At 24.6% G+C, this 18,671-nt stretch carries 16 protein-coding genes and 1 pseudogene; 15 read left to right on the top strand and 2 right to left on the bottom strand.

What is annotated here, in order from left to right; translation table 11 throughout:
• Positions 1-2 precede the first annotated feature (2 nt).
• The 14 genes and pseudogenes from HCG70_RS13540 (at position 3) to HCG70_RS13475 (ending at position 14,463) form a co-directional block, all read left to right on the top strand.
• A complete protein-coding gene (locus HCG70_RS13540) occupies positions 3-1,076 on the top strand; it encodes a glycosyltransferase (RefSeq protein WP_221697876.1) in 1,074 nt (357 codons plus the stop codon).
• Positions 1,069-2,187 carry a glycosyltransferase gene (locus HCG70_RS13535; RefSeq protein WP_196048886.1) on the top strand — a complete coding sequence of 373 codons (1,119 nt, stop codon included), beginning with the start codon at positions 1,069-1,071 and terminating at the stop codon, positions 2,185-2,187. The genes HCG70_RS13540 and HCG70_RS13535 overlap by 8 nt, the downstream gene beginning before the upstream one ends.
• On the top strand, positions 2,180-3,214 hold the full coding sequence (locus HCG70_RS13530) for a glycosyltransferase family 2 protein (protein WP_196048885.1): 1,035 nt from the start codon (positions 2,180-2,182) through the stop codon (positions 3,212-3,214). Before HCG70_RS13535 ends, HCG70_RS13530 begins: the two co-directional genes overlap by 8 nt.
• The gene (locus tag HCG70_RS13525) at positions 3,214-4,236 is read left to right on the top strand and encodes a glycosyltransferase (protein ID WP_196048884.1); all 1,023 of its coding nucleotides are present in this window, start codon (positions 3,214-3,216) and stop codon (positions 4,234-4,236) included. The genes HCG70_RS13530 and HCG70_RS13525 overlap by 1 nt, the downstream gene beginning before the upstream one ends.
• 140 nt (positions 4,237-4,376) lie before the next feature.
• Positions 4,377-5,282: pseudogene (locus tag HCG70_RS13520) on the top strand (glycosyltransferase); the annotation flags it as partial.
• A 30-nt stretch (positions 5,283-5,312) separates the two neighbouring features.
• Positions 5,313-5,636 (top strand): hypothetical protein, encoded by a 324-nt coding sequence (locus HCG70_RS13515; RefSeq protein ID WP_196048883.1) that lies wholly within the window; start codon positions 5,313-5,315, stop codon positions 5,634-5,636.
• A 54-nt stretch (positions 5,637-5,690) separates the two neighbouring features.
• Positions 5,691-6,449, top strand: a complete 759-nt coding sequence (locus HCG70_RS13510) for a glycosyltransferase (protein WP_196048882.1) — start codon at positions 5,691-5,693, stop codon at positions 6,447-6,449.
• A gap of 16 nt (positions 6,450-6,465) precedes the next feature.
• Positions 6,466-7,476 carry a glycosyltransferase gene (locus HCG70_RS13505; RefSeq protein WP_196048881.1) on the top strand — a complete coding sequence of 337 codons (1,011 nt, stop codon included), beginning with the start codon at positions 6,466-6,468 and terminating at the stop codon, positions 7,474-7,476.
• A gap of 19 nt (positions 7,477-7,495) precedes the next feature.
• The gene (locus tag HCG70_RS13500) at positions 7,496-8,524 is read left to right on the top strand and encodes a glycosyltransferase (protein WP_196048880.1); all 1,029 of its coding nucleotides are present in this window, start codon (positions 7,496-7,498) and stop codon (positions 8,522-8,524) included.
• A gap of 21 nt (positions 8,525-8,545) precedes the next feature.
• Positions 8,546-9,739 (top strand): glycosyltransferase family 4 protein, encoded by a 1,194-nt coding sequence (locus HCG70_RS13495; RefSeq protein WP_196048879.1) that lies wholly within the window; start codon positions 8,546-8,548, stop codon positions 9,737-9,739.
• A 10-nt stretch (positions 9,740-9,749) separates the two neighbouring features.
• A complete protein-coding gene (locus HCG70_RS13490; protein ID WP_196048878.1) occupies positions 9,750-10,715 on the top strand; it encodes a glycosyltransferase family 2 protein in 966 nt (321 codons plus the stop codon).
• A gap of 16 nt (positions 10,716-10,731) precedes the next feature.
• Positions 10,732-11,724 (top strand): glycosyltransferase, encoded by a 993-nt coding sequence (locus HCG70_RS13485; RefSeq protein ID WP_196048877.1) that lies wholly within the window; start codon positions 10,732-10,734, stop codon positions 11,722-11,724.
• 14 nt (positions 11,725-11,738) lie between these two features.
• Positions 11,739-12,902: a glycosyltransferase gene (locus HCG70_RS13480; protein WP_196048876.1), complete on the top strand. Its 1,164-nt coding sequence runs from the start codon at positions 11,739-11,741 to the stop codon at positions 12,900-12,902.
• Positions 12,903-12,939: 37 nt separating this feature from the next.
• Complete coding sequence (locus HCG70_RS13475) at positions 12,940-14,463, top strand: lipopolysaccharide biosynthesis protein (protein ID WP_260457830.1); 1,524 nt, start codon at positions 12,940-12,942, stop codon at positions 14,461-14,463.
• Positions 14,464-14,511: 48 nt separating this feature from the next.
• Here the strand turns inward: HCG70_RS13475 and HCG70_RS13470 are convergent, their stop codons facing one another.
• Together HCG70_RS13470 and HCG70_RS13465 are read right to left on the bottom strand one after the other, a co-directional pair.
• Positions 14,512-17,199: a hypothetical protein gene (locus tag HCG70_RS13470; RefSeq protein WP_196048874.1), complete on the bottom strand. Its 2,688-nt coding sequence runs from the start codon at positions 17,197-17,199 to the stop codon at positions 14,512-14,514.
• Positions 17,200-17,234: 35 nt separating this feature from the next.
• On the bottom strand, positions 17,235-17,849 hold the full coding sequence (locus HCG70_RS13465) for a hypothetical protein (protein WP_196048873.1): 615 nt from the start codon (positions 17,847-17,849) through the stop codon (positions 17,235-17,237).
• Positions 17,850-17,971: 122 nt separating this feature from the next.
• Here HCG70_RS13465 and HCG70_RS13460 point away from each other — a divergent pair, with 122 nt between their 5' ends.
• Positions 17,972-18,601 (top strand): acyltransferase family protein, encoded by a 630-nt coding sequence (locus tag HCG70_RS13460; protein WP_221697874.1) that lies wholly within the window; start codon positions 17,972-17,974, stop codon positions 18,599-18,601.
• Positions 18,602-18,671: the final 70 nt, after the last annotated feature.

Raw genomic sequence — 18,671 nt, 5'->3', positions numbered from 1 at the left:
AAATGAGAATAGCGATATATAGTAATACTTTAGATAATGGGGGTATAAGTAAATTTGTATATAATTTACAAAATGCTTTTGGTAAATGCAATATTGATAGTCATATAGTTACATTTAGAGCAGATACAATATATGGTGATAATATAACAGTACTTCAGTGTAATAATCACTTAAAGAGAATTAGAGAGTTAAGTAAATTTATAAAAAAAGAGAATATAGAAGCTGTAATTTCAAATACATGGTTTGAAGGATTTATAGCTAGGTGTGCTGCAATTAGAAGCGGTAGAAAAATTAAAGTTATTTCTGTTGTTCATATTAGACCTAACTTATGGGGATTTAATGAAGATGATTTATTAAGAAGGACATTTGCAAAAATATCTTTAGGTCTCTGTAATAAAGTAGTAGCAGTATCTAATGAATTAAAAGATGCAATGATATTAGAAAAGTGGGTTAAAGAGGATAAGATTACTACAATATATAATCCAGTAATATTTGATGAGGTTAATAATCATAAGATTGAATTTAAAGATATAGAAAATAAAGAATTAATCAATATTGCAGTAATTGGATGGATTCAGCCAAGAAAGGCTCAAGATATAATATCAAAAGCTTTTAGTGAAGTAAATGATAGAAAATATATTTTGAATTTTATAGGTGGAATAGAAGATGAGAATTATTATTCCAATGTATTAAATATAATAGAAGATAATAATTTACACGACAAGGTAAAGTTTTGGGGACCAAGAAAAGATATATTTGAAATATTAAAAGATATGGATATTCTTATATCTGCAAGTAGGGGAGAGGCACTTCCAACAGTAATGATAGAAGCATTATATTCAGAAGTTCCTATGATATCAAGTGATTGTGATTATGGTCCAAAAGAAATATTAGATAATGGTAAGTATGGATTGATATTTAAAGTGGATGATTATAAAGGATTAGCTAAATGCTTTAATAAATTAGTAAATGATAATAATTTATATAATAACTTTTTAAAGAAGTCAAAAGAAAGAAGCAAGCTTTTTACTTATGATAAGTGTATTAATTCATATTTGAGTATATTGAATGAATAAGGAGTGGGTAAAAATAAAACCATTAATAAGTGTAATAGTGCCTGTTTATAATGGTGAGAAATTTATAGAACAGTGCATTGATTCAATTACTAACCAAACATTAAAAGATATAGAAATATTAATAATAAATGATGGATCAAAAGATAATACTTTGAACATTATAGAAATCATTGCTAAGAGTGATTCTAGGATTAAGATATTAAATCAAAAAAATTCTGGCGTTTCAGCAGCTAGAAATAATGGAATTAGTAAATCACGAGGAAAATATATAACTTTTGTAGATGCAGATGATTACATTGATAAAACTATGTATGAAAAAATGTATAAAAAGGCAGAAGAATTTAATAGTGATATAGTTATATGCAATGTTAATGATGTATTAAATGGTAATAAAAAAGTTAGTTTAAATTTAAATGAAGGTATTATAGATATAAGAAAATTGACAGAAAGTGAATTCTTGAGTAATGAATACTTTAAGTTAGGGACTGCAGTATGGCATAAAATATTTAAAAGCAATTTAATAAAAGAAAATAAAATAAAATTTATAAATTATAGTGAAGTAGCTAGTGAAGATACATTGTTTAATTATGAAGCAATGTTAAAAGCTAAAAGGCTATATTGTATAGAGGAAGCTTTATATGATTATAAAATAAATGAAAATTCACTAACAAAAAGCAAAAGTGCAAAAGAAAATATGATAAAAAGGTGCATGAACACAGTTAATATTATGAGTGATTTCCTTAGTAAAAATAAGATTGAAGGTGAAAATTTTATTGATTATATTACATATTGGGAATTTATAAATGCTTTATCGTATGTTGATGAATTAAAGGTTAAATTACTAGTAAATTCAATTAAGGAATATAGTAAAATATCAACTTTTAATAAAGCAATAAAAAAGATTGCAGTAAGTAGTGAACTAGATAAATATTTTATAAGTCATAAAGGAAGTTATAGCATAATTAATAAGTTTTTTGATAAGGTCTTTTCTTTATTATGTTTATGTAAATTATATTATTTTGCGGGAGCAATTCATCTATTAAGACTTAAAAGGGCAAATAAGATACAAACCAATGATGTTAATCTTAATGGAGGTGAAATATTTGAGTAATGTTACTATAAGTATATTAATGCCTGTATATAATAGTCAGGAGTATTTAAAAAACACAGTACAAGGTGTTATAAATCAAAGCTATAAAGAGTGGGAGCTGATATTAGTTGATGATGGCTCTAAAGATAATAGTAAAAATATATGTATAGAACTTCAAAAATTTGATAATCGTATAAGATTTATTAATAAAGAAAATACTGGAGTTTCAGATACTAGAAATATTGCTTTAGATAATGCAAAAGGAAAGTATATTGCATTTATTGATAGTGATGATTCAGTCCATAAAGATTATTTAAAAATACTATTAAGCAGTATAGAAAAGTCAAATGGACAACTTGCAGTTTGTGGCTTCAAAGAAAGAAAAATTTCAACTAATGGACAAATTGAAGAGTTAAGTAGGGTATTTTATCCAAAAGAAGTAATTGCTATAGAAGATATGAAGGATTTAATAATGGACTTTGGGAATAGTGGATTATTAAATCCTTTATGGAACAAGTTATATAGTAGAGAAATAATAGAAGAAAATAATATAAGGTTTAAAGAAGCGGTTGAAACAGGGGAAGACTTTATCTTTAACTTACAATATTTTAGAAAAATTAATAATATATGTTTTTCTAAGGAGGAGCTTTATTACTATATAAGAAGAAATAATAATAGCATAACATACCAATATATTGATAATATGTACGAAAAAGGACTAGAGATTCATAGCTTATTAGAAGCTTTTTTAAAAGATATGAATTTTTATAATAGTAAAAATAAATATATTCTTTATGGAAATCATCTTATGGGAGTATTTTCAGCTTTCTTAAATTTATTTCATAAAGATTGTAAATTAACTTTAAAACAAAAGAAGCACTATATAAAAGCTATTGTAAATAGAGAGTATGTTAATGAATGTGCAGTAAATAGAAAAAGAGATAAAGGGCTCATTGGATTAACATCATTATTAGTAAGAGTAAAAAATTCTACAATTATATGTAGTGTGTTTAAGGGGATATCTTTAGTGAGGTTGGTGAAATCATAATGGATATAAAAGTTAGCGTTGTAATGCCAGTTTATAATGCAGAGAAATATTTATCAAAATCTATAGAAAGTATGCTTGGGCAAACTTTAAAAGAAATTGAGCTTATATTAGTTAATGATGGTTCTAAAGATAATAGTTTAAAAATTTGTGAAGAATATAAAAGTAAGGATAATAGAGTAACTGTAATTGATAAGAAAAATGAAGGTGCATGTATAGCTAGGAATACTGGTATTGAAAAGGCTAGAGGAAAGTATATACAGTTAGTGGATGCAGATGATTATATTGAAAATAATATGTTGGAGGAACAGTATAATTTAGCGGAACAAACCGATGCTGAAGTTGTGATGTGTGGTATGAAGTTTGATGTTCATCAAAAGAATGGACAAGTAGTTACTAGTGAATCTCATTATAAAGATATGGTTTTGAAATCACAAGAGGAGATAAAGCCTATATTTATGGATTTATTTGATAATTTACTTTTTAACTATACTCACAATAAGTTATATGATGCACAGTTTTTAAAGAGTAATAATCTTAAGTTTATAGAGTGGTTACCAATAGATCAGGATACTAATTTTAATATTGATGTTTTTAGAAAGTTAAATAAATTAACTATAAGTACGAAATCTTATTATCATTATGTAAAAACATTTGAAGAAACTATTGTTACTAGATATCATGCTAATAAGTTTAAGGTTAGAACTTTTAGATATGATAGATTAAAACAATTGCTTATGGATTGGGGTATATACAATGAGGAAAATAAGAGGAAGTTAGCTTCAATGTATATTCATCATGTTATTGAATGTTTTGAAATATATAATCATGAAAAATGTAAATTGAGTGTAAGTGATAAGAAGAGAGAGATAGAAAAGATATTGGATACAGAGCAGGTTAGTGAATGCATTAATGTTTTAGATAGAACTAATTCCTTTTATACGAATATGGTTTTTAAACAAATGAAGGGAAAGCGTGTAAATAGGATTTATTCTATTACTAGATTGAAGAGAATATTGAAATAGGTATTATGAATTATTAAATAAAACAAGTATGGGGAATATTTATGAGTAATAGTACAGGAAAATTAAGTATAATAGTTCCAGTTTATAATGTTGAATCTTGGTTAAATAAGTGTATTGATAGTTGATTAGATGAAACTTATGAAGATATAGAAATTTTATTAATTGATGATGGATCAACTGATAAAAGTGGTGAAATATGCGATAAATATGCTTTAAAAAATAAAAAAATTAAGGTTTTCCATAATAAAAATCAAGGTTTATCATACAGTAGAAACTTTGGTATAAAAAATGCAACTGGAAAATATGTAATGTTTGTTGATAGTGACGATTATATTAGTGATAAAAAAATAGTTGATAAATTTATTAATATTTTAAATGATGAAAAGAGTGACTTTATATATACATCATACTGTAGATTTAATGATGGTAAAGATGATGAAATTACTGAAATTTTATCTATAGATATAGGAAAGAATGAAATTAAAAATAAATCAGGTATAGATATACTAGCATTACTCATAGAAAAAAATAGTTATCATCATGCAGCATATTTAAAGATATGTAATAAAAAGTTTTTAATAGATAATAATTTATTTTTTAAAGAAGGTATTTACCATGAGGATGCAGAGTGGAGCCCTAAATTATTTTATTATTCAAAAAAGATAAGCATTTATTCAGAACCTTATTATATGAGAAGAATGAGAGAGAACTCCATTATTACTACTACAAATGAGAAAAGTATAGTTAAAAAAATTAATGATAGATTGACAGTTGCATATGATTTAATAAAATTTTTCAATGCATTGCCAGAAGGAAATACAAAGAAATTTATAATTAATGACCTTGTAAGAATGTATTGGGGAGATTTAATGCTTATTACTAATTTAAAGAATAAAGAAAATATTAATAATTGTTGTAATGTAGTTAAAGACACTAGAAAAATATTAAAAACTGGTGAAGAAAGAAAGTATAAGTTAGGTAATACATTAATGAATATTGTAGGTATTAAAAGTTTTATAAAAATATCAAAAAGCTTGTTAGGTTAATATTTAGCTTTAAATCTAGAGGAGAAAGTAATGAAAAAGGTATTGATTTTTGTAGATGCATTATATGAAGGTGGGGTTTCAAAAGTCTTATTAGATTTATTAGAAAATATAAATAGAGATAAATATGATATTACGGTTATGACTTTATATAATCAAGGTATTTATATAGATAGTGTAAAAAAATATGCAAAATATAAATATTGTTTTGATATACCAGATGCTGATGATAACTCTTTAAAGGCTAAATTATATAGAAAATATTGGGGTGGAATGTTAAGACTACCTGAAAGTTTTATGTATAAGTGGTTTGTTAAAGGAAAATATGATATAGAAATAGCTTTTATGCATGGTTGATCAACTAAATTTATAAGTGGATCAAATAATAAGAATTCTAAGAAGATAGCGTGGGTGCATGTTGATTTAGTAACTTGGAATAGAGTAGATGGAGTGTTTAAAAATTTAGAGCATCATAAGAATGCATATAGTAAGTTCAATGAAGTTCTTTGTGTTTCGAAAATAGTAAAGGATGGAGTAGAAAAGAAATATGGAGTTAAAAATGCAAAGGTTATATATAATCCAATAAATAGAGAAAAGATATTAAAGTTATCCAATGAAAAGATAGATGATATTAAATTTACAAATAAATTTAAGCTAGTTTCAGTAGGAAGACTATCAAAGCAAAAGGGATATGATAGATTACTTAGAGTATTTAAAAGATTAAATGATGAAGGTTTAGATTTACAACTAAGTATTATTGGTAGTGGTGAAAAATATAATGAGTTAAATAATTATATAGAACAGAATAATTTAAAAAATAAAGTTTTTTTATTAGGTTATAGAGAAAATCCATATAAATATGTAAAAAATTCTGATTTGTTTGTATGTTCTTCAATTAGTGAAGGATTTAGTTTAGTAATAGGAGAAGCTATGGCAATAGGAGTTCCTGTAATAAGTGTAAATTATCCAGGGCCAAATGAGGTATTGGAATTTGGAAAATATGGAATGTTAGTTAATAACGACGAGAATAGTTTATGTAATGGAATTAAGATGTTAAATGATAATAAAAAATTATACGATACTTATAGGACTAAGGCTATTGAAAGAGGTAGGATGTTTTCTATAGAAGGGTTTATAGAAGAATTAGAAGAGATTTTAAGCATTAATTAAAAGGAAGGGATGGAAATTGAATATAGTTGTGAGGCCACATATAAGTATTATAGTGCCTATATATAAAGTTGAAAAGTACTTAGAGAGATGTATTAATTCAATATTAAACCAAAATTTTAGTAATTTTGAACTTATATTAGTTGATGATGGGTCCCCAGATGATTGTGGAAAGATATGTGATGAGTATAAAAGGATTGATAATAGAATAAAGGTAATTCATAAAAAAAATGAAGGTTTATCAGCAGCAAGAAATTCTGGGATTGAGGTTGCTATAGGTGATTATATAGCTTTTGTTGATGCGGATGATTTTATCAATAGAGATATGTATAGAGTATTGTATGAGAATGCTATTAAAAGTCAAGCTGATATTTCGATATGTAATTTTGAGTATATTTATGAGCAAAGTCAAGTAAATGAAAACAGTATAGTTTTAGTTAAACCAATAGAGAGTTATGATAAAAATGAATCTCTGAAAAAGTTATATTCTAATGAAAAAATTCAATTTATAGTAGCATGGAATAAAATATATAAAAGAGAGTTGTTTTTAGATATAAGGTATGATTATGGTAAATGTCATGAGGATGAATTTATTATACATAAATTATTATTTAAAGCAAATAGAGTAGTGTATACTTCAACTAAGTTATATTATTATTTGCAAAGAAACGAAAGTATTATGAAGTCAAGTTTTAGTGTAAATAGAGTAGATATACTAGAAGCATTAGAAAATAGAATGGAATTTTTTAGAAGTGAAAAAATGATGGACCTAGAATATAAAACTCAAAATTCATATTTAAATTATTTTTTTAATTATTATTATAAAATTAAGTATAAGCTAAAAAATAACGATAAATCAAAAGAGATGAAAAAACAATTTCGAAATAATTATAAGTATTTATTAATAAATCCTAATTATAGTATTAAAGGTAAATTATTATGGTATATCTTTCTCATTAATTCATATTTATTTTATTTTGTTTTAGAATTAAATGATAATAATGAGATGGATATAATAAAAAATTCGTAACATTTGGGGTGAATAAAAAGTGAGTATAAATATAAGTATTATAGTTCCAATATATAAGGTTGAAAAATACTTAGAGGGATGTATTAATTCAATATTAACTCAAACATTTAGTAATTTTGAGCTTATATTAGTTGATGATGGCTCGCCAGATAATTGCGGAAAAATATGCGATGAATATAAAAAAAAAGATAATAGAATAACAGTAATCCATAAAAAAAATGGTGGCTTATCTGACGCTAGAAATGCAGGTTTAGATATTGCAAAGGGGAGATATATTGGGTTTGTGGATAGTGATGATATAATTCATCCCAGAATGTATGAAATATTATTTGAATGTATCAATAAAAGTAATTCAGATATTGCTCAATGTAAATTTAAGAAGTTTAAGAATTTAGAGGAATTAAAAAGTGATTTAAATAATTATAATGAAACTTTTGAAGAATATGATAATAAAACTGCCATTATTGACATGATTGATAATAATAAAATTAATGTTAATTCATGGAATAAATTATATAAGCGTGAACTTTTTGAAACTTTAAGATTTCCAAAAGGAAAAATACATGAAGACGAATTTTTAACATATAAGCTTTTATATAATTCAAGGAAGATAGCATATATAGATGAAGAATTATATTATTACTATGAAAATGATAATGGCATTATGAATGGTAGTAATATTTTAAAAAGGCTAGATAGAATTGAAGCTTTAGAAGAAAGAAGTAAATTCTTTTTAGAAAATGGAGATAATGATTTATATAATAAATCAAATTCAGCTTTATTTTTTGCATTAAATAAATTGTATTTTATTTTTAAGCGAAATGAGCAATTAAAAAAAGATAAAGAAAATATAAAAAAATTAAAAAGTAAAATAAAAAAAATATCTATGCTTTTAGAAAATAATAACTACTTATCTTCTACTAATTCAAAAATAGTAAAAATAATAAATAAAAATAATATATTTATAGATATTTATTATATTCAAAATTATCTTCTTTCTATTAAATACAGATTAAGAGATAAAGTTATTAAAAGAAAAGTAGTTTAGGCTTTGATGGGGAGGAAATATATGAAAATAGCTATTATTTGTTCACAAGGACTTCCTGTTCCAGCAGTAAAAGGAGGGGCAATAGAAACATTAGTAGAAATAATATGTAAAGAAAATGAGATATATAGAGAATTGGATATAGATGTTTATAGTATATATGATGATGATGCTATAGAATCATCAAAATCATATAAAAATAGTAAATTTATCTACTCCTGCAAAAACAAGAAATATATGATTGTAAAAAATAAGTTTGTATCATTATGCAGGAAGATTTTTAAAATAAATATTAATTATGCTTATGCTGAAGAGATAACAAAAAAGATAGATGATAGTTATAATAAGGTAATTATTGAAGGTGATGCAAGCTTAATATTACCAATAGCTAAAAAAGTAAATAAAGAAAAGTTATATTTTCATATACATCATAATCCATTATCTACAAATCATGCTGAATTTAGAAAGGAAATCAGTAGCGTAAATAAGGTTATAACTGTTAGTAATTTTATTAGTAAGGGTATTAATAAATGTATGTCTCAAGAGAAAGAAAATGTACAGACTACTGTTTTGAGAAATTGTACTGATGTTAAAGAATTTAATGTAAATAACTATAAGCAAGAAAGAAATAAATTAAGAGATAAATATAATATTAAATATAAAGAATTGGTAATTATGTTTACAGGAAGACCAGTTCCTCAAAAAGGGATTAAAGAATTGCTAATTGCTTTTAAGGAATTATGTAATAGATATAATAATGTAAAATTAGTTATTGTAGGGAATTCTGGTTTTGGAAAAGAAATAAAAACTGATTTTGATAATAAATTAGAAGAAATATCAAAAAGTATAAAAGATAAAGTTATATTTACTGGTTTTATTCATAATAGCAAAATGCCTCAGATTCATGCAATGGCTGATATAGCAGTTATTCCATCAATTTATGATGATCCAGCACCATTAGTTGTTATGGAATGTATGGCATCAGGACTTGCTGTTATTACAACAGACTCAGGGGGAATACCAGAGTATGTAGGTGAAAACAATTGTATATCTATTATTAGAGATGAAAATATAATTATTAATTTGGAAGAGGCATTAGAAAAGTTAGTTGTAGATGAGAACTATAGAAAAACTTTAGGTAAAAATGCACATAATTATGCTCAACAATTTAATTTAAAAAGGTTTTATTATGATTTTATTGATGTAATTAAAAATTAAAGGAGAAGATATGAAAACAAAGGTTAGTGTAATTGTTCCAATATATAATTCAGAGCTCTATATTGATAAATGTATACAAAGTATAATTAATCAAACTTTTAAAGATATAGAGCTAATATTAGTTGATGATGGATCAACTGATAAAAGTATAGAAATAAGTAATAAATATGCTGAGAAAGATAAAAGAATTAAGATTATTAAGCAAAAAAATAAAGGGGTGAGCTCAGCAAGAAATTATGGTATCAGTATAGCAACAGGTGATTTTATAACATTTGTTGATTCAGATGATTTTATAGAAATAGATATGTTAGAGATTTTATATAATGCAGCAATATACAATAATTGTGATGTTGTTCTTAGTGGTATTAAGATTATTAAGGATAATAATATTAAGTATGAGTTTACTAAAGATTCTAAAATATATACAAAACAGGAAGTATTTAAGTTATTTTATTTTGATAGGCAGCCGTTTTCACCTAATTATGCATGTGGAAAGCTTATAAAAAGAAGTATATGTAATAAGATTAAATTTAGAGAAGATATATTTTTAATGGAGGATGCTCTTTTTTCAATGGAAGTATTTATTAATTGCTCAAATAATATAATGTTTTTAAAGAAATATTTATATAATTATGTTCAAAGATCTGGAAGTGCAAGTAAGCATTTTAGCAAAAAAAGAATTACTAGTTTTTATGCACTTGAAGAGTTATTAAATTTAGCAAAAGAAATAGATAGTGAATATGAGAAAAGTTTTTTAAAGGTATACTCTAAATTAATATTAAGTATATTACAAGATATTATATCATTTGATTTTGAAAATAATAAGGAAGAATATTTTAAGATATCTAAGAGTTTAAATAAACATTATATTGACAATATAAAAAGTAAAGATATTAGTTATAAAAATAAAATTCATCTATCACTTATCAAGATAAGTCCAAGCTTATATAAATATAGTTTGAATTTAATAAAATAATAGAGGGAATTAGATTATGCAAGAAAAGATTAGTGTTATTATCCCAGTATATAATGTAGAAAAATATATAAGTAAGTGTCTAGATTCTATAGTAAATCAAACATATAAAAATATAGAAATTATAATTGTTAATGATGGTTCAACAGATAGATCGGGATTAATATGTGATGAGTATGCCAAAAGATACAATAATATTAGAGTTTTTCATAAAGAAAATGCTGGTGTAAGTTCAGCTAGAAATTTAGGAATAGATAATTCAAGTGGAGAATATATAGCATTTGTAGATCCAGATGATTATATAGATAAAAATATGTATGAAATTTTACATAAAGAAATAATAAGTTCGAGAAGTGATATTGCTATGTGTTCATTTTTTTTTGTAAAAGAAGATAAAGTAATTTATACAGGTAACAAAGAGAAAACTATTATTTTAAGTAAAGAAGATGTTCTATATAAATATTTCAATGGAATAAATCCATTTAATGGATCGTTTTTGTGGAATAAGTTGTTTAGGAGAGAACTATTTCTCAATATAAGATTAGATACGAGATTAGTAATTCAAGAGGATACAGAAGTATTATTAAGAATATTTGATAGAATTAATTCACTTGTATACATAGATAGACCATTATATTTTTATTTAATAAGAAAGGGTGCAGCCACAGAAGGAAGTATATCAAAAGGAAAGCTTAATACGGATATAGCTTTATTAAAAGTATATGAATATACAGAAAAAAATATTCCAAGATATAAATCAATTGCTTTGGATAATTATTCAATGTGCTACTTTAATATTATTGTTGAAATAATAAAAAATTATGAAGAATATGGATATTATTATGCAACTATTACTAAAAGGTTAAAAAGTATGTATTTTAAAATACTAATGGATAAAAATATTATGATTAAGTATAAGTTTCATGGTGGGTTAATATTTATAAATAGAAATTTATATAAACATTATATAGAATCTAGGGTTAATAAAGAAAAAATTAAAAAGTTAGTATAAAAGCAGGAGTATTTATGAAAAAGAAAATAGCTATAGTAACTAAAAAAATGATAATAGGAGGTATTGAAAGGGTTTTACTTTCAATGCTATCAGAGATAGATAAAAGTAAATATGATGTAACTCTTTTTTTAGAGGAAAGAGGCGGAGGATTGGAACAAGATATTCCATCATGGGTGAAAGTTAAATATATTTTTGATGATAGTAACTCTATAAGAAAGAATTTTATATCAAGCTTAAAGAAATTTGATATAAAAAATACGGTTAGATTTATGTATTCGGGAGTAAGGGTATATTTATTTAATGAAGAATATAAAATTTATAAAGATAGATGTGCCATATTACCTAAAATAGAAGAAAAATATGATATAGCTATTTCCTATCATAATCCAGTAAATTTATCTACAATTTATGTGATTGACAAAATAAATGCAAATAAAAAAGTGATGTGGATTCATACAGATATAAAAGAATATATAAATGAAGTAGATTACTTAAAAAAATATTATTATAAGTATGATAAGATATTTTCTGTTTCGCCAGGGGCTGCTAAATCTTTTAGTGAAAGGTATCCAGATTTAAAAAATAAAATAGAAGTTTTTTATAATAGAATGGTTAAATCAGAAATAGTAGCTAAAGTAGATAATGAGAATTATTATGAAGATTTTGCTGGAATAAAGTTATTAACAGTAGGAAGAATTTGTAATCAAAAAGCTATAGATTTAATACCAGATATTTGTAAAAAGCTAAAGAACGATGGATATAAATTTAGATGGTATTGCGTTGGATGGGGAGGAATAGAAAAAATTAAAGAGTTAATTAAATTAAAAGGTGTAGAAGATTGCTTTAAACTTCTAGGTAGTAAAAATAATGCTTATGGTTATATGAAGAACTGTGATATTTATGTACAACCATCCAGATATGAAGGGTATGTAACTACTGTAACAGAAGCAAAATGCTTTAATAGGCCAATAGTTGCAACTAATATAGAAGGAATAAAAGAACAAATAATTAATGATGAGACAGGAATATTGGTAGAATGTAATGTTGATGATTTATATAAAGGAATTAAGAAATTACTAGATAATAAGGAATTAAGAGACAAATTATCAGTTAATCTGTCAAAAGAAAATATAGATACACGAAGTGAAATAAATAAATTATATAAATTAATTGATTAAAGGTTTTAAGGTATAGATTATGAGAGTTAAAAATTCTATGAAAAATATTTATTATAGTATGTTAATACAAGTATGTATGACTTTATTAGGGTTTATATCAAGAAGAGTATTTATAAATAATCTTGATGTAGAATATCTAGGAGTAAATGGATTACTTACTAATATATTATCTATGTTAAGCTTAGTAGAGGGTGGTATAGGTGCAAGTATTGTATATAATATGTACAAGCCATTAGCAGAAGATGATAAACCAGCTATAATTTCATTAGTTCAATTATATAAAAAATTATATATGGTGGTAGCAGCTATCGTTTTTGCTATAAGTTTGGTTATTTATCCTTTATTAGGTAAAATAATGAAGGTTAGTGCAAGTGTATCATATATAACTATAATATATTTTATATTTGTTGCTAAAAATATAGTTTCCTATTTAAATGCTCATAAGTGGTCATTAATAAATGCTGATCAAAAAGGTTATGTTTTAAATAAATATAATTTAAGATTTAATATAGGAACATATATTATTAAAATACTAGTTCTACAGTTCACAAAAAATTATGTCTTATATATAGTAATGGAATTTGTTATATCTTTAATTCAAACTATATGGAATGGTAGTATAGTAAATAAGCAATATCCATATATAAAAACTTCAGAAAAATATATTGTAGATAAGAAAGTAAAGAAGAATTTAATTACTAATGTTAAAGCAATTATGTTTCATAATATTGGTGGATATATTGTAACAGGAACAGATAATATATTAATATCTGCTTTAGTTAATGTTAAATCAGTAGGGTTATATTCTAATTATACAATGGTTATGAACCAATTGTCAGGTATATTAACACAAATATTAGGTGGAATTGGAGCGAGTGTAGGAAATTTAATTGCTACAGAAGATAGTGATAAAAGTTATAGTATATTTAAGATAACTCATTTTATTAATTTTTGGATATACTCTTTTTCAGTTATATTTTTATATAATTTATTAGAACCATTTATAGATTGGTGGTTAGGAAAAGGATTATTATTAGATAAACTGACATTTATAGTTATATTATTAAATTACTATTTAATGGGAATGAGAAATACAGTACTTACTTTTAAAAGTAAAGCAGGAATATTTGATGAGGATAAGTATTTCCCATTAATTGAGGCAGTTATTAATTTAGCTGGATCATTGATTTTAGTTAAATATTTTGGGTTAGCAGGAATATTTTTAGGAACGACAATTAGTACTTTAGCAATACCAATGTGGACACAACCTAAATTAGTATTTAATAAAATATTTAATTTATCAATAAAGGAGTATTATAAAAGGTATTGCTTATATGCAGGAATAACAATAGTTATAGGGGGTATTACTACAGTGGCTTGTAGTATGGTACAAGTGAATAATTTATTCTTATCATTAATAATAAAGGGAATTATTTGTGTTATCATTCCTAACTGTGCATATTTAGTTTTATTCTTAAAAACTGAAGAGATGAAATATTTATATAGTTTAATAAAACCTATGATTAGTAAAATAAAAAGTAAGGTGCCAATGAGTGCTTAGTTAAAAAGCTACTAAGTATTAATTTTTTAATACTTAGTAGTTTTTTAATTAAGAGATTTTAAAAAGTTCAACTTTTCCAAGTTCACATATATACATTAAACTTACATTTCCATTTATTTCAGTGCCTGATTTATGAGTAGGAGGATTATCACCAAGGTTACCATCATTGAGTGCTAAATATAAGCTATCTTCAGTAAATATATAGGCATTGGCTTGAACTTTTAAATTGATAGCAAATTGAGTATCATCATATCTAAAGCCATATCCCCCAACAGTTGGTAAATAACCTGATTTTGTACATTTTAAACCAGCTTCTTTAATATTATTAGCATCAAAATATCTTTGGATATTATTGCTATATTTATTTAAATCAGCAAAGAGATTATGATAATAGCTATTTGATAGAAGTGTTATAGTGTCATATAAATTAGTTGTACATATATCACCAACATTATAAATAGCACCTCCAACTATTGGAGTTTGACTAAAGCTGTATGATGGAGTTGTAAAAGTTGCTCCCCTTACAAAGAAAGTAGGTTTAGAATTTGACATTTGACTTGGATTAAAGTTAAATTTTTTACAACCAAAAGCATTTAATTTTAAAAAGTCGGTAGTATTATTACTAATATCAATTTCAATATTTTTTATATTAGGTAGAAACAGCATATTAAAAGCGTTTATTCCACCCGTATTGTTTTTAAATGTCAATTTACAAGGTTCTTCGTTAGAGAAAATACTTGATGATGGATTTATTGCATTGTTTATATATAATAATTGGCTTGAAGTGTTTTCACAAGTATTATTATCAAATAATATATCACCATATATATTATCAATTCTAAAGGTGGTTTGAGCTGTATTATCCTTTATATATACATTTTTCGCAGCTATTCCTAGTCTATTTCCACTACCACCTATATAATTATTTTCAAAAGTTATATTTTGTAAATAACCAGAATAACAATTAAACATATATGGGTAGCCACCGCCAGTATGAACCCAATGATTATTTTTTATTGTTATATTTTCTGAAAGCTTACTATTACCGTTAATAGCAAACCCGCCTTGACCTTCTATATCGTTATCTATCATTTGGATATTTGTAAAACATTTTTTAGCCTCGAAATCTATTAAACCTAAACCACGCCAATTCCATCCTTCTATTTGTGGTGCTTCTGAACTAGTAGTACCTCTACAGTAATTTCTATTAAATTTTATATTATATAAACGTTCACCGTTTCCGCCTAAATCAATAGAAAATACCCAGCGTCCCCAAAATAAAAATTTATTATCCTCTATATAAAGTCCATTTAGTTTATCGGGATTTACTATCAATATAAAGTCTCCACCATAATCTCCTGCAGAGCCTTTCATTGTGCCAGCATTTTTAAATTCATTATTATTGATATTCCAATTTTCTATTGAAACTTTATCGAATTCTTTTGTCTCTTTATTAAATCTAGGATTAAGATCTAAAAGTCTCCCATTTAAATTAGTGTTAAATGAACCAGTAGCATAAAATAAAGTATGATTAGAATTTTTTTGATCAAATCCAATAGTAGAACTTTTTCCTTCGAATTTAAAGTCAGATATATTTAAATTCTTAATATTACCACTAAAATTCCAAATTCCCATTCCAGATGTTCCCCATTCACCATCAGGAATAGTAATTAAAGCATTATTTCCAATAAAGTTTATATCTTCTACGTTAGCCATAATAGGTTTAAAAAAATATTGTCCACCAAGTAGATTTCCACACATCCATGCTCTATATGGGTTATCTATGCATGTGTCTAATGAATCACCAGATAGTCCCATTATATAGGTGGAGTTTTCTTTAAATTCTATATCGCCAGTTTTAGTTTGTGCAAACATGTGAATAAATGGCCATACGTCATTTGTAATACCATCCCCTTTGGCACCCCATTGTTCAGGTGTTGTAATATATTTTCCATCAGATGTTTTTGTAATTAATTTAGCAATTAAACCATTTTTTAAAGTATGATTTCCATATTCATCAACAGGAGTTGGAATATAGTTACTATTTTGTGCTGTTAGTTTAATATCATCAGGAAGTAGATAATACCATTCTTTATAACTTATTATTTCATATAAGGCTCCACCGTTATCATTATTTGAATAATAGCCGTTAGTTATAATTTTATCGCCAGTTTTTACATTCATTGAAAGCATAGATTCAACATTAGTTGCATAATAAGTGATATTACTTTCATGTTCGAATTCTATTGTTGAAGGAGAGTTAGTATATATATAGATGCTTGGAAGTTGACCATTAGAGCCAGAAGTAACACGGATATATTTTGAGTTAGAATCTGTTTGGATCATATTTAATCCACTTAAATGATAGAATCCATCAGCTTCATTAGCTCTTATACCTTTTATAAAATTTTTATTTTCATCATATAAAGCTCCAGAATGATATGCGTATCCAATTCCTATTGGTTCATAAAAATAAATGGTAGAATTTAGAGGTAATTCTATGAAATTAGAAGCCTTGTACGTTGTTTGAGATTTAACTTCACCTGTATCAGATAGAATATAGGAATTTGGAATATAGTCATCATATATTAATGGATCAAGTAAATACTCTTTATACTCTTTATTAATTGAATAATTATTAAAATCAAATATTAAATTATTACCGTAGTAAGCATTTTTTATTTTTTTATCTTCGTAATAAACAGTATTTATTTCATTATTATTAAATATTATCATAATAAACCTCTCAATAAGAATAAAATATTATATGATCAATATCCAAGATAAAGGATATTATCCTTTTTATCTATTTTATCCAGTTCTTCTAATGGATAAACTTGTATTTCTGTGATTAAGCTAGAAAATTTTTTTATTTCATTATCAACATATTCTTTAGTAGCATATTCATCAGTATTATCTGAAGGAGTTATTACTTCTGAATCTAATACTTCTACTTCAGCAATGTTGTCTACAGTTCCACCAAAGTATACAGGCGAAAGAGTATTATCATTAATTTTAAAAGTAAAGCGATATATAAAATCAAATGGATTAGTGAAATTTAATTCACCGGATAGTTTTACTCCTAACAATAAAATTAAATAATTATACTTTATATCTATAGGCTTTGATAGATTAATTTTTGAATTTGTTGTTATAGGAGTAGTAGCTAAGAAGTATTGTTTAAAGCTATTTTGCTTAGATGTGTCATTTGAATTTATTTGTTGAAGAGTGAATGATAAATTTTTATCACTTTCTAATATTGAATCTACTGATAAATTAATAGTAGTATTAACAAAGTTTGATACATCAAATATCCCTTCTACATAACAAAAATTGTTATTATAATTAGTAGCGGTTATTTTATAATTATTTGAATAAATCTCCATAATAATCCTCCTAAATTAGAATATAGTAAATATTATGAAAAATATACCAAAAATGTTACAGAAAATAAAAAATATAATATAATTATAATAAAAGGGTTATTATTTAAGAAATGGGGGACATTATGGAGCAAAAAAATAATTATTTAATTAATAAAGAAGTAGGTATAGAAGAGAGGGAAAGGATAAAATATTTAGATGTATTAAGAGGATTTTTAATATTGACAGTAGTTTTTGGACATATTATTGATGAAAATGACACTTTAAGTATTATTATATATACAATTCATATGCCTGCATTTTTCATAATTTCAGGAATGTTAAATAATATAAATAATAAAACAAAAACATTGAAATATATGGGAAAAAGATTAAAATCACTTATTATACCGTATATTATATTTTCCTTAATGACTATATTTATTCATATTTTTATTAATAAAGGTATTACAGGAGATATAAAATCTGAAATATTATCTGTAATAATAGGAAGAGGAGTTGGAGCAGTATGGTTTTTAATGGCTTTGTTTATAGCAGAATCTATTTATTTACTTTTAAATAGGATTATTAATAATAAAGTAATAAATATAATTATAATCACATTATTATTTATATTTGGAATAAATGGTAATAATGTTTATAATAGTTTTTACTTATTTGGTATTTATAGAGCATTAATAGCTTTAGGATTTTATAGTATAGGGATTTATATTAGTAATTATTTAAGAATAATTGATATTAATAATATAATGTAATTAAATCTGCAAAGCTACATGGCTTGATTGCAATTCAAAGGTTTTTTATTTTTGATACAATTTCACTTAA

This window comes from Clostridium sp. K04, from assembly GCF_019734375.1.
Lineage (GTDB): Bacteria > Bacillota > Clostridia > Clostridiales > Clostridiaceae > Clostridium > Clostridium saudiense.
Note: the sequence above shows the minus strand (reverse complement) of the source record. Positions and strands in the feature narration are given on the sequence as shown.

What these genes read in the sequence shown, in the direction of transcription:
- HCG70_RS13540 (WP_221697876.1), top strand. Translation starts at nt 3, where the DNA reads ATGAGAATAGCGATATATAGTAATACTTTAGATAATGGGGGTATAAGT.
- HCG70_RS13535 (WP_196048886.1), top strand. Translation starts at nt 1,069, where the DNA reads ATGAATAAGGAGTGGGTAAAAATAAAACCATTAATAAGTGTAATAGTG.
- HCG70_RS13525 (WP_196048884.1), top strand. Translation starts at nt 3,214, where the DNA reads ATGGATATAAAAGTTAGCGTTGTAATGCCAGTTTATAATGCAGAGAAA.
- HCG70_RS13515 (WP_196048883.1), top strand. Translation starts at nt 5,313, where the DNA reads ATGAAAAAGGTATTGATTTTTGTAGATGCATTATATGAAGGTGGGGTT.
- HCG70_RS13495 (WP_196048879.1), top strand. Translation starts at nt 8,546, where the DNA reads ATGAAAATAGCTATTATTTGTTCACAAGGACTTCCTGTTCCAGCAGTA.
- HCG70_RS13490 (WP_196048878.1), top strand. Translation starts at nt 9,750, where the DNA reads ATGAAAACAAAGGTTAGTGTAATTGTTCCAATATATAATTCAGAGCTC.
- HCG70_RS13485 (WP_196048877.1), top strand. Translation starts at nt 10,732, where the DNA reads ATGCAAGAAAAGATTAGTGTTATTATCCCAGTATATAATGTAGAAAAA.
- HCG70_RS13480 (WP_196048876.1), top strand. Translation starts at nt 11,739, where the DNA reads ATGAAAAAGAAAATAGCTATAGTAACTAAAAAAATGATAATAGGAGGT.
- HCG70_RS13475 (WP_260457830.1), top strand. Translation starts at nt 12,940, where the DNA reads ATGAAAAATATTTATTATAGTATGTTAATACAAGTATGTATGACTTTA.
- HCG70_RS13470 (WP_196048874.1), bottom strand. Translation starts at nt 17,199, where the DNA reads ATGATAATATTTAATAATAATGAAATAAATACTGTTTATTACGAAGAT.
- HCG70_RS13465 (WP_196048873.1), bottom strand. Translation starts at nt 17,849, where the DNA reads ATGGAGATTTATTCAAATAATTATAAAATAACCGCTACTAATTATAAT.
- HCG70_RS13460 (WP_221697874.1), top strand. Translation starts at nt 17,972, where the DNA reads ATGGAGCAAAAAAATAATTATTTAATTAATAAAGAAGTAGGTATAGAA.